The sequence below is a fragment of the Desulfomicrobium escambiense DSM 10707 genome (genome assembly GCF_000428825.1).
GTDB lineage: Bacteria > Desulfobacterota > Desulfovibrionia > Desulfovibrionales > Desulfomicrobiaceae > Desulfomicrobium > Desulfomicrobium escambiense.
In genome coordinates, this window is sequence record NZ_AUAR01000004.1 from 194,052 (window position 1) to 205,925 (window position 11,874).

Genomic DNA, 11,874 nt, shown 5'->3' on the forward strand with positions numbered 1-11,874 from the left:
CGAAAAATCCGGCTACTCATGGACGAATCGGGGTTCGCGGAACTGAAAACGGGGTTCCGGCGCTGTGCCGGAACCCCGTCGAGTGCAGTGATGCGGGAAAGGGCGATGTCAGCCGGCGGCCGGCTTGGGCACCAAGCGCCGGTTTTCGTCCCAGATCTGTTCGGACTTGGGCGTGAGCTTGAGGTACTTGAACCACTGGTGCTTGGTCATGTGCTCGGGGTCCATCTGCAGCTTGCGGCTGTGTTCCAGAATGGGCGGCACGAGTTCCTTGATGTCGCCGGACAGGGCCTGGGCCGTGGTGAAGGCCGCGGCCTTGATGGCGGTGTCCACGGCCTTCTGGCTGTACTGCTGGGACTTGGCCAGGGTGTCCAGGGCCTTGGTCGGGTTGTGGAAGCCGACGCTGTTCTCGGCGGAGATGAGGTCCCAGAAGAACTGGCCCTTGCGGCACATTTCGCGGGCGTCGATCATGAGCTGGTCGTAGTCGGCCGGCTTCTCGCCCTGGAATTCGTTCGCCATGCGGATGGCTTCATGCGCCTTGACCGAGATGTCCTGGGCGACCATGAGCTGTTCCCAGACCTTGTCCTGAGTGTAGATGACGCGCTGGCGCAGGTAGTCGGGCGACTTGTCCGTGTGGCACTGGCGGCAGGCCTTCATGTCCGGGTCCTTCAGTGGTGAGGTCCAGTGATGGTTGGACATCTTCTTCTTGCCGTCGAGGCGGGTGTAGCTCATGTGACAGTCGGCGCAACTCACGCCGGCCGCGCCGTGCACGCCGTTGTGCCAGGTTTCGTACTCGGGGTGCTGGGCCTTGAGCATGGGGGTCTGGGACACGGGGTGCACCCAATCCACGAAGTTGCCCTCGAAGCCGGGGGTCTTGGTGTCGCCGTGGGTCTTGTAGTAGGCGTAGATCTGTTCGGGGTCCTTGCCCTCGGCCCAGGGGAAGACGGGCTTCTTGGCCGGGCCGAAGCCCTTGTCCTGGAAATAGTATTCCACGTGGCACTGGCCGCAGACCAGGGCGCGTTGCTCGTTGCGCGGCAGGGTCTTGAAATCCTTGCCTTCGGCCTTCAAGTAGTCCTGCAGGGGCACGGAATAGAGGCGCAGTTCCATGTTGGCCGGATCATGGCAGTTGGCGCAGCCGATGGTGTTTTCGTCCATGTCGACTTCTTCGCGGAACTGGTTGAAATCCTTGGCCCAGAAGTCGTCGCCGTATTTGCCGATCCATTCGTTCATCTTCGCGCCCTTGCAGTTCCAGCAGGTGGCGGGCAGGCCGGCCTTCTCGTCGTAGCGGTTCAGGCGGTCGATGTTCAGGATGTCCTTCATGGCGTAGGTGTGGCCGCGCGCGGCGCGGTATTCGTAGCTGAAGGGGTAGCCGAGCCAGAGGTTCTTCAGGTAGGGCTGGGCGTGCTTGTAGCCCTCGGGCAGCGGATGGACGTTGTCGTGTTTGTTGTACGGCACGGACCCGCCGTATTCGGTCATGATCGTCGATTCGTTGTTGCGCAGGTAGGTTTCGTAGTGCAGCGGGAATTCGGCCTTGAAGGCGGAATTCTTGATTTCGTCGGATTTGAGCTTGGTCTTGAATTCAGGGGTCTTGGGCTCGGTGACGTCGGAACAGGCGGCCAAGGCCAGGGACATGCCCACGGCCAGCATGATGAAAAGTGTTCTGGTGCTACGCATCGGCGGCGCTCCTTTTGGCTACGGGGATTTTCGGAGTGTGGGGAACGTGACGGTGGCAGTCCGTGCAGAACGTCTTGCTCTGCATGACCACGGTGGACGTGGTCGCGCTGTGGCAGCGCTGGCAGTTCTCCTGGGTCACCGCCTTGGTGTCCTCTCCGGGGTGGATGAGGTCCGGGATGGTGCTGGTGACCGTGGCCAGGATGTCCCTGGTGCCTTCCTTGGCCTTGAACGGAAGCTTTGCGGCGAGGTTGTGCGGGGCGTGGCATTCGTTGCAGGCAAGTTCGGCGTGCACGGATCTCTTGTGCGTCAGCGCCGCTTCGGCCATGGAGTGGCAACTGCCGCAGAACATGGCCTGATCCGTGGCCGTCATGGCCAGGGCGGCCCCGACCGTTACCACGATGCCCGCGATGGCCGGGGGCAGCGCGAGCCGCCATCCGCGTCCACGGGATGCATCTTTCTTTTGGGTCATACTCCCTCCTGTACAGGTGCGTGAACCGGGTCCTTCACTGTGTCCGACCACATCCAGCTTGGTCGGGCTTCAAATATCTAGGCTCGATACCACAAAAAATCACGTTTTGGGAGTTAAAGTTGTAACGAAATTGAAACATGTGTATCGGATATGGCCGGAGGCTGCCGATAGGCTGGCCTGAATCTTCAACGGCTCGGATTCTCAAGGGTTTTCATGACACGTCAGAGCATTCTCATCATCGATGACGACCAGGACATCGTCAAGACCGTGACCGCCAACCTTGAACTCGACGGCTTTGCCGTGCGGAGCGCGTCGAGCGGCGGCGCCGGCCTGGCGGCGGTGGAAGCGCAGGCGCCGGATCTTGTCCTGCTGGACCTCGGCCTGCCCGATATCGACGGCATCAAGGTCTGTCAGATCCTGCGCCGGGACAGCGATGTGCCGGTCATCATGCTCTCGGCCCGCGACACGGTGGCCGACAAGCTGCTCGGGCTCGAATGCGGAGCCGACGACTACCTGGTCAAGCCGTTCAACGCCCTGGAACTCTCGGCCCGCATCCGGACCGTCCTGCGCCGCGCGCGGCGCAGCGAGCCCGCGGCGACGTGCCGTTCGGGCGAGGTCTGCCTGAACTACCGCGACCACACGGCCACCATCCAGGACCGGGAGGTCGATCTGACCAGGACGGAGTTCGCCCTGCTTGAGCTTTTCGTCTCCCATGCCGGCGAGACCCTGTCGCGCGACTTCATTCAGGGCCAGAACTGGGCCGACTCCAAACTCTACGCCAACAGCCGGGCCGTGGACGTGCACGTGCAGCGACTGCGCAAGAAGATCGAGGAAAACCCCCAGGCGCCGCGTCTCATCCTGACCATCCCCGGCGTGGGATACAGGTTCGAGGCGACGTAGGGGGGAATGTTCGCTCCGGGTCGAACCGCTGCGATGTCTTGGGAGAGTCGTGGAGTCTGGCGCCACGTGTTATGGGGGCGGTGAACCGGTCGGAAATCGGACTGCGGGTGAACGGCGGGCCAAAAAAAAGCCCGTCTGGGACGGGCTTCTTCGTGATCTGATGATGCGGCTTAGTAACGGGGACGGGACGGGCGGCTTTCGCGCGGCTGGGCCTCGTTGACCTTCAGGGCGCGGCCCTGCATGTCAGCGCCGTTCAGGGCCTGGATGGCCTTGCGGGCGCCTTCTTCGTCCATCTCGACGAAGCCGAAGCCACGGGAACGGCCGGTCTCACGGTCTTCGATGACGTGGGCGGAAGTGACTTCACCGTGCTGGGAAAACATGTTCCGCAGATCGGCATCGGTGGTGGACCAGGGCAGATTACCAACATAGATGTTCTTAGCCAAGACAATAACCTCAAAAGAAAAAAAGTAAAAAAAATATCCGTTTTCCTTCTGTAAACAGCTACCAGAAGGAGCCGGGCCGCGAAAAGGCGTTTCACATGATGCCGTTCACTCCCGTCAGGACCAGAGACGTCTAGGTGGTTCGTGCCTGGGTGTCAATGATTATTTTGCCGCGGACAAAAAAGATCGTCTGCGAACAGCCGGGCGAATCGCCGCTTCCTTCCCGCAAAGAACCGCCCCGTCACTCGATGCCGTAGGCCTTGAGCTTGCGCCACAGCGTGGTGCGCGGGATGTCGAGCACCTGGGCCGTGAGGCTCTTGCTGTAGCCCGTCTTCTCCAGCACCTTCACGATGTAGCGGCGTTCCATCTCCTCCAGGGTCGGCAGCCCGTCGCCCTCGATGGTCTTGAACTCCAGCTGCTGCAGGTCCCGCGGCAGGTCCTGGATGTCGATCTCCTCGTTGTCCGTCAGGGCCACGGCCCTCTCGACGATGTTCTCCAGTTCGCGCACGTTTCCAGGATAGCTGTAGCCGCACAGGAGCTGCAGAGCCTGGGGCTTGATGCCGCTGATCTGCTTGTGGAAGGCCAGGCTGTACTTCTCGGTGAAATGGCGCACCAGCAGCGGGATGTCCTCACGGCGGTCGGCCAGGGGTGGCAGGCACAGGGAGACGACGTTGAGCCGGAAGTAGAGGTCCTCGCGGAAGGCCCCGATCTCCACCTCGTGCTTGAGGTCCTTGTTCGTGGCCGCGATGATGCGGATATCCAGGTCGATGGGCTTGGTGCCGCCGACGCGCAGGATGCGCCGCTCCTGGATGACGTGCAAAAGCTTGACCTGCATGGGCAGGGGCATCTCGCCGATCTCATCCAGGAAGACCGTGCCCCCGGCCGCGGCCTCCAGCAGCCCGACCTTGGTCGCCGTGGCGCCGGTGAAGGCGCCGCGTTCGTGGCCGAAAAGCTCGCTGCTGATGAGTTCGTCCGTGAAGCCGCCGCAGTTGAAGGCCACGAAGGGGTGGTCGCGCTTGGGGCTGAGCTGGTGGATGGAGCGCGCCACCAGCGCCTTGCCCGTGCCGCTGCCGCCCTGGATGAGGACGTTGCAGTCAACGGGCGCGACCTTGCGGATCATGGCGAAGAGTTCCTGGATGGCGGGGCTGTTGCCGATGATGGCCGACAGCCCCGTGTCGCCCTTCAGGGCCTCGCGCAGCCTGATGTTCTCCAGGCGCATGGCGATCCTGTCCTTGGCGTTTTGGGCCAGGAGGCGGATCTCGGTCAGGTTGACCGGCTTGCAGACGTAGTGGAAAGCTCCGTTGCGGATGGCCTCGATGGCCGTCTCCACGCTCTGGTGCCCGGTGACGATAATGACTTCCGCCTCGGAACGCAGGGACTTGATGCGCGGCAGCAGCTCCAGGCCGCTGATGTCCGGCAGGCGCATGTCCAGGAACACGATGTCGAAGGGCAGCTGCACCATGCGTTCCAGAAAGGAACGCCCCATCATGAAGGCCTCGACCTCGAACCCTTCCTTGGCCAGGACCTGGCTCAGGCGGCGGCAGACTATTTCCTCGTCGTCGACGATGGCCACGCGCAGATTCATGCGCCCTCCTCCTCGATGTTCCTGTCCGTGTTCCTGGGTATCGGCAAGGTGACCACGAACTCGGCCCCCTGACCCTCCTCGCCGTGGACCTCGATGCGCCCGCCGTGGCGCTTGACGATGGAGTAGCTCACGGCCAGTCCCAGCCCCGTGCCCTTGCCCACCTCCTTGGTGGAGAAGAACGGTTCGAAGATCTGTTGCCTGATGTTCAGCGGCACGCCGGGGCCGCTGTCGAGCACGCTCATGCGCACCTGCCGCTCCTCCCGGTCCAGCCGCGCCGAGACGCCGATCCGCCCGCCGGCGGGCGTGGCCTGGATGGCGTTGAGGAGCAGGTTGGTGAAGACCTGCTGCAGGTTGCGCAGGTTGCCCTGCACGCAGGGCAGGTCGTCCTCCAGCTCCAGTTCGAGCTGAATTCCCGCCACGTGGGCCTGGTTTCTGACGAGGCTGATGGTGCTCGACAGGACCTGCCCCGGCGGGAGGCACTGGAAGGTCGGGCTCTCGGTGCGCGAGAAGTCCAGCAGGTTCTTGACGATGTCCGCGGCGCGCTCCGACTGGCTCAGGATGTCGCGCAGCATTTCCCGCCCGTCCTCGTCGATCCTCTCCCCGTATTCCTCGTCGAAGCTCTCGGCCGTCAGCGCGATGTTGTTGATGGGGTTGTTGAGCTCGTGGGCGATGCCCGCGGTGAAGGTGCCGATGGCCGCGATCTTGCGGGCCTGCAGCAGGTCTTCCTGATTGGCCTCCAGTTCACGCGCCATTCGGTTGAAGGCGTCGATGAGCCCCGCGACCTCCTCCAGGCGGACGCCGTCGTAGGAGATGGGCTTGAAATCCCCGCGGGCCACGACGCTGGTCATGTCGCGGATGACGTCCAGGGGACGCAGCAGCCCGCTGGAGATGAGCTTGATGAGCAGGATCATGAGCAGGAGGACGATGGCCAGGAAGGCGAAGGGCAGCATGGACGTGCGCTGGATCGTGTCGTGGATCCGGGCGCGCTTGATCTTTCTGTAGCGCTCGGCGGAATCTGTCAGGACCTTGCCCAGGGAGCGGAGGTTGCGCAGCTGGACGTCCCGGTCCCCCGGAGCGGAAGCCGCCCCGGCTTGCTGCGACGCGGGTGAGGTCAGCGCGATGATGCAGTTGCGGTAGTCGCCGGCGGTCTGCTGGAAGCCGTCGAACTCCTGCGCGCCGACCAAGCGCGGCAGGTCGTCCCGGAGCATGTCGATGAGTTCGTCGATGGCGTCCATGTTCGCGCTGATCTCCGTGAAGCTGAGGCGGCTGCCGTAGATCAGGTAGTTCTTCTCGAAGCGCCGCATCTCCAGGATGTTGTTCAGCAGGTCGTCGTAGTGCTCGCTCAGCACCATGCGCTCCATGACCGTCGACAGGTTCCAGTAGTTGAGGGCCGTCAGGGCGCCAGTGGAGAGGAAAGCGACGGCGAAGACGATGAAGATCTTGCCCTTGATGGAGCTGAAATGGATCTGGCGGAGCAGGGCGTACCAGGGGGAGGGTTGTGATGCCGGGCTGCTGTTCATGCCGGACTCCGTGGCTATCGTTATTTCATTTTGAAACAAGGTGACTTTGTGAATAACATGTCATGTTTCATAATGAAATAAGAAAAAACGCCCGGCACGTATTTTTATTCGTAACTATCCGATTTATTGACAATAAAAAATAGATTCTTCCCAGGCATCAAGCTTGCTTTGTCGTCGGCAATGAGAGGAACCCATGGAAAACATTCTCGTTGCCATCGACGCTAAGCACAACGCCTGGGAGGCGCTTTCGCGCGCCTGCTCCCTGGCCAGGCGCGTCCATGTGCACGTGAACGTGCTGCTCGTCATTCCGCCACAGTCGCGGAGTCTGTCCTATACCGAAGCGCAACTGGAGACCACGGTCAGGGAGCGCCTCGAACTCATGCTGGAGGTCTTCAAGGCCGAAGGCGTCCGCATCAACTATTTCGTCACGGAGGGCGTCTATGAGGAAGAGGTGATCGCCTTTACGCAGAACAACAGAGTCACGTTGCTGGTGTACGAAGCCACCGACGGGGACACGCGCAGCGCGGACGGGGAGTGCGCCTCCCTGAAGGCCATCCGGCATCGCGTCGCCTGCAGGGTGGAAGTCGTGGCCCCGATCAAACATACATTCAACTGAAGAGGAGCGTATGGACCTGTCCTTCAACCTGTATCTGCCCATTGCCGGGAACAGCGTGAACGTGCTCGTCATCCTGGGACTCGGGGGCGCCGTCGGGCTTCTGTCCGGCATATTCGGCGTGGGCGGCGGATTTCTCATGACCCCGCTGCTGATGATGTTCGGCATCCCGCCGACCGTGGCCGCGGCCTCGGACTCCAACCAGATCGTCGGGGCTTCGACCTCCGGCACCTTCGCCCATTTCCGCATGGGCAACGTGGACATCAAGATGGGTCTCCTGCTGCTGGTCGGCGGCATCGCCGGCGGCAGCGTCGGCGTACAGATCATCAAGGTGCTGCGACAGCTCGGCAACGCGGACTTCCTGATCAGCCTGACCTACGTGCTCATGCTCGGGTTCGTGGGCGGCTACATGTTCCTGGAGAGCCTGCAGTCCATGCGCGCTTCCGGGCAGCCCAAGGCCGAGTCCAAGTCCAAGCCCGAATCCGGCTACGCCAGGATGCTCCGCAGCATGCCCCTGCAGATGGACTTCCCGCGCTCGGGCATCCGCATCTCCCTGCTCATGCCGCTGGTCCTTGGCACCCTGGTCGGCGTGCTGGCGGCCATCATGGGCGTGGGCGGCGGCTTCATCATGGTGCCGGTCATGGTCTACCTGCTGCGCATGCCCATGCACGTCGTGGTCGGGACCAGCCTGTTCCAGATCCTGTTCACCTGCATCAACGTGACCATCATGCAGGCCTCCCAGAACCACACCGTGGATTTCGTCCTGGCCCTGCTGCTTCTGCTGGCGTCCTCCGTCGGCGCCCAGGTCGGCGCCAAGCTCGGCAAGAAGCTCGGCGGCGAGCAGCTGAAGATCCTGCTGGCCTCGCTGGTGCTCCTGGTCATGGTCAAGATGCTCTACGATCTGCTCGCCAGGCCCGACGTGCTTCTGGCGTACATGGGAGGACATTGATATGCATGCTTCTTTGCTTAAATTCGTCTGCATCTCCCTGTTGCTCGGCCTGGTGGCCGCGGGAAGCGCGCATGCGGCCGGTCAGGTCGACCTGACGTCTTCGCCGGACGAGATCCTGATGGACGCCCTGTACGACGGGACGACCCTGCGCGTGTCCGGCGAGGTTCCGGCCGGGAGCGACGTGGTGCTGCGTCTCGTCGGTGCGCCGCAAACGCTGCACCTGCGCGAGAAAGGAAAGGTTCTCGGATTGTTGTGGATGAATGTCGGCACGGTGGAATTCGAGAACGTGCCCGGCGTCTACCTGGTGGCGGCCTCCAGAAGCTTTGACGACCTGGGCGCTGCCGGGGCCGCCCTGCGCGTCGGCGGCCTGCACGAGAGCATTGAGCAGCAGCACCCCGCAGCCGCGGACGAACTGGATGCCGTGACCGAACTGCTGCGCCTGAAAATCGGGAACGGCCTCTACGCCGAATCCGCGCAGCAGGTTCAGTTCGCGGAAGACAAGGACGGAGTCCGGGCTTTCACCGCGAGCCTGGCCATTCCTTCGGCCCTCAGTCCCGGCGAGTATACCCTGGAGGCCTTGGCGGTTCAGGACGGCGCCGTGCTCGACACCGCGTCCATGCCCGTCAGGGCGAAGCTCGTCGGACTGCCCGCCTGGCTCAGCCACATGGCCTTCGACAACGGCCTGCTGTATGGCGTCCTGGCCACGGTCATCGCCATCCTGAGCGGGCTGGCCATCGGGCTGGTCTTCCAGAGCAAGGGCGCGCACTGATCCGGAGCCCCATCATGTCCAACCTGTTCGGAAACGTGTTCGCCTTTTGGCGCCCCAAGCCCAGGCAGCTCCCGTTCGCGGTGCTGTTCAAGAAGTTCCAGCACATCCTGGAGCGCAACAACCGCATCCTCGAACTCATGGCCGACATGGGGGACAAGCTGGGGGGCGAATACGTTTTCGACAGGCGTTACATCGAGCAGACCACAGAGCAGATGGGCGACCACGTCTTCAAGCTCATCTCCGACCTGAGCGTGCTGACGCAGCGCAAGAACGTTGACCTGTTCATGGCCTTCGAACGCATCCGCAACCTGCTCTGGCAGGAGTTGGCCGGCCGGCCGCAGGTGGAGGGCGACGCCTACATCCTGGAACTGCGGGACGTCGGCCACGACCAGATCGAACAGGTCGGCGGCAAGATGGCCCACATCGGCGACATCAGGGGCCGTCTCGGACTGACCGCGCCGGAGGGTTTCGTCATTACCTCCCGCGCCTTTTTCGATTTCATGAACGCCGCGGGGCTGCTGGAACGCGCCCGCAAGGGCATCGCGGCCTGGGACGGCGAAGACGCCGCGGCCCTGGACGAACTGGCCGCCGACATGCGCCGCCGCATCCTCGACGCCCCGCTGCCGAGGGGGCTGGCCCGCGATGTCGGGTCCGCGGCCGCGCGGCTCGTGGCCGGCCGGGACGGACTGGACGCGCTGCTGGCCGTGCGCAGCAGCGCCTGGCACGAGGACGGCGAATCGAGTTTCGCGGGGCAGTACGCCTCGGTGCTGGACGTGGTCCCGGACCGCGTCATGGACGCCTACCGCGAGGTGGTGGCCAGCGCCTATTCGGCCACGGCCTGGAGGTACCGCATCATGCGCGGCTACCGCGAGCACGAGGTGTCCATGGCCGTTGGCTGCCAGCTCATGGTCCGCGGGCGGGTCAGCGGCGTGCTCCATTCTTACGCCCCGGCCGCCGACGAGGTCATGGCCGTGGACGCGGCGCACGGCGGGTGCCGGACCGTCGTCGACGGCAGCGGCCCGGCGGTCTCCATGCTCGTCGAGCGCATCGAGCCCCACGCGATCCGCACCGTGAGCCCGCAGAACGACGGGCCGGACGAGGAGCCGCTTCTGACCGCGGCCCAGGCGCAGGAACTGGCGGACGCCGCCCTGGCCATCGAACGGTACTACAAGCGGCCCCAGGACATCGAGTGGTCCTTCGACGGGCGCGGGACGCTGCACATCCTGCAGACCCGCCCTCTGCGCCTGACCACGACCGCCGCAGAAAATCCGGCCGCGGCCGAAACGGTCCCATGGGACGCGGAGGTGATCTTCGAGGGCCGGGGTCTGGTGGCGCAGCGCGGCGTGGCTTCGGGCCCGGTGCGCCTGGTCCGCTCCGACGCCGACCTGGAGAGTTTTCCCGCCGGGGCCATCCTCGTGGCCCGGCACACCTCGCCGCGCTATTCCCGCGTCATGCGCCAGGCCCGCGGCATCATCACCGACGTCGGTTCGCCCACCGGGCACATGGCCACCATCGCCCGCGAGTTCCGCGTGCCGACGCTGGTCAACGCCGGCGTGGCCACCGCACTGCTGCGCGAGGGCGAGGAGATCACCCTCGACACGACCCGCAACGCGGTCTTCCGGGGGCGCATCGGCGCCGTGGGCCGCTTCGAACTGACCGAGGACGACGCCTTCGAGGATTCCTACGAGTACCGGCTGCTGCGGCGCCTGCTCAAGCACATCGCGCCCCTCAACCTCGTGGACCCGCACGGGGAGAATTTCGTGCCTTCGGCCTGCCGGACCTTCCATGACATCACCCGCTACATCCACGAGAGCGCGGTGGAGGCACTGATTCACCTGAGCGAGCGGCGCGGCGCGGCCGACCTGTCCTCGCCGCGGCGCCTGTTGACGTCGGCCCCGCTGGGCCTGCTGCTTGTGGACGGCGGCGACGGGGTCGAGTGCCCGCCCGAATCCGAGACCGTCCGGCCGGATCAGGTCGTCTCGGTTCCCCTGCGGGAGTTTTTGGCCGGCATGGACGTCTGCGGCATGTGGTGCACGGAGCCCGTGTCCGTGGACCTGGGCAGCTTCATGGCCAGCGTGACCCGCACCTTCAGCGCCTCCCTGGCCGGTCCCGAAGCCGTGGGCCGCAACCTCGTGGTCGTGCTCCGCAACTACATGAATCTCAACATGCGGCTCGGGTATCATTTCAACATCATCGACGCGTACTGCAGCGACGAGCTCAACGACAACTACATCTATTTCCGCTTCCTGGGCGGCGTGACGGACTTCATCCGCCGCTCCAGGCGCGCCAGGTTCGTGGCCGAGGTGCTCGAACGCTATGATTTCCGGGTTGAAATCCATGGCGACCTCGTCGTAGGCAGGGTCAAGAAGCTGGACGCGGCCCGCATGGCCCACCGTCTGCGCATGCTCGGCGGCCTTGTCGGCTATGCGCGCCAGCTCGACGCCCGGCTGCACAGCGAGCGGGACGTGGCCCGGCATGTCCGGGCCTTCCTGGAGGCCATGCGCGATTCCATCGGAGGTGAACATGAGGAGTGAAACGGAACAGGACGGCGCGCGGCTGCGCATTCTGGTGCTCGACGACGAGCCCATCGTCTGCAAGCGGCTCAAGCCGGCCTTCCAGAAGGCCGGATACGACGTCGAAACCTTCACGGACAGCGCCGGCGCCCTGGCCCGGCTGCGCGAGGCGAGCTTCGACATCGTCATCACCGACCTGAAGATGGAGGGGGCCGACGGCATGCAGGTGCTGTCCGGCGCGCTGGAATCGTCGCCGCGGACCAGGGTCATCGTTATCACCGGCTTCGCCACCCTGGAGACGGCCAAGGAGTCGTTCCGCAAGGGCGCCTTCGATTTCGTGGCCAAGCCCTTCAAGCTCGGCGACATCGTGGACTGCGTCAAACGCATCGAGGGTGAGCTGCGCGACGGCAAGGACCGGTCCGCATCCCCGATCCGCATCGCATGA

11 protein-coding genes are annotated in these 11,874 nt (G+C 64.2%); 6 read left to right on the plus strand and 5 right to left on the minus strand.

Annotated features, from left to right (window positions below):
* Positions 1-108: 108 nt before the first annotated feature.
* Together G394_RS0105280 and G394_RS0105285 are read right to left on the minus strand one after the other, a co-directional pair.
* Complete coding sequence (locus G394_RS0105280) at positions 109-1,671, minus strand: ammonia-forming cytochrome c nitrite reductase subunit c552 (protein ID WP_028576767.1); 1,563 nt, start codon at positions 1,669-1,671, stop codon at positions 109-111.
* The gene (locus tag G394_RS0105285; protein ID WP_028576768.1) at positions 1,664-2,140 is read right to left on the minus strand and encodes a cytochrome c3 family protein; all 477 of its coding nucleotides are present in this window, start codon (positions 2,138-2,140) and stop codon (positions 1,664-1,666) included. Before G394_RS0105285 ends, G394_RS0105280 begins: the two co-directional genes overlap by 8 nt.
* Positions 2,141-2,353: 213 nt before the next feature.
* Between G394_RS0105285 and G394_RS0105290 the strand changes: the two genes are divergently transcribed.
* Positions 2,354-3,040 (plus strand): response regulator transcription factor, encoded by a 687-nt coding sequence (locus G394_RS0105290; protein WP_028576769.1) that lies wholly within the window; start codon positions 2,354-2,356, stop codon positions 3,038-3,040.
* A gap of 170 nt (positions 3,041-3,210) precedes the next feature.
* Here the strand turns inward: G394_RS0105290 and G394_RS0105295 are convergent, their stop codons facing one another.
* The 3 genes from G394_RS0105295 to G394_RS0105305 all read right to left on the minus strand — a co-directional run bounded on the left by G394_RS0105295 (position 3,211) and on the right by G394_RS0105305 (position 6,585).
* A complete protein-coding gene (locus G394_RS0105295; protein ID WP_028576770.1) occupies positions 3,211-3,483 on the minus strand; it encodes an RNA recognition motif domain-containing protein in 273 nt (90 codons plus the stop codon).
* A gap of 238 nt (positions 3,484-3,721) precedes the next feature.
* Positions 3,722-5,065 (minus strand): sigma-54-dependent transcriptional regulator, encoded by a 1,344-nt coding sequence (locus G394_RS0105300; RefSeq protein ID WP_028576771.1) that lies wholly within the window; start codon positions 5,063-5,065, stop codon positions 3,722-3,724.
* Complete coding sequence (locus G394_RS0105305) at positions 5,062-6,585, minus strand: sensor histidine kinase (protein ID WP_051306965.1); 1,524 nt, start codon at positions 6,583-6,585, stop codon at positions 5,062-5,064. Before G394_RS0105305 ends, G394_RS0105300 begins: the two co-directional genes overlap by 4 nt.
* A 193-nt stretch (positions 6,586-6,778) precedes the next feature.
* Between G394_RS0105305 and G394_RS0105310 the strand changes: the two genes are divergently transcribed.
* The 5 genes from G394_RS0105310 to G394_RS0105330 are packed head-to-tail and all read left to right on the plus strand — an operon-like array spanning position 6,779 to position 11,874.
* Entirely contained in the window at positions 6,779-7,201 is a 423-nt protein-coding gene (locus tag G394_RS0105310; protein ID WP_028576773.1) for a universal stress protein, read from the plus strand.
* Positions 7,202-7,211: 10 nt separating this feature from the next.
* On the plus strand, positions 7,212-8,147 hold the full coding sequence (locus G394_RS0105315) for a sulfite exporter TauE/SafE family protein (RefSeq protein ID WP_028576774.1): 936 nt from the start codon (positions 7,212-7,214) through the stop codon (positions 8,145-8,147).
* 1 nt (position 8,148) lies between these two features.
* On the plus strand, positions 8,149-8,916 hold the full coding sequence (locus tag G394_RS0105320; RefSeq protein WP_028576775.1) for a TIGR02186 family protein: 768 nt from the start codon (positions 8,149-8,151) through the stop codon (positions 8,914-8,916).
* 14 nt (positions 8,917-8,930) lie between these two features.
* Entirely contained in the window at positions 8,931-11,450 is a 2,520-nt protein-coding gene (locus G394_RS0105325; RefSeq protein WP_028576776.1) for a PEP/pyruvate-binding domain-containing protein, read from the plus strand.
* Positions 11,440-11,874, plus strand: coding sequence for a response regulator (locus G394_RS0105330; protein WP_028576777.1), 435 nt, complete (start codon positions 11,440-11,442; stop codon positions 11,872-11,874). The genes G394_RS0105325 and G394_RS0105330 overlap by 11 nt, the downstream gene beginning before the upstream one ends.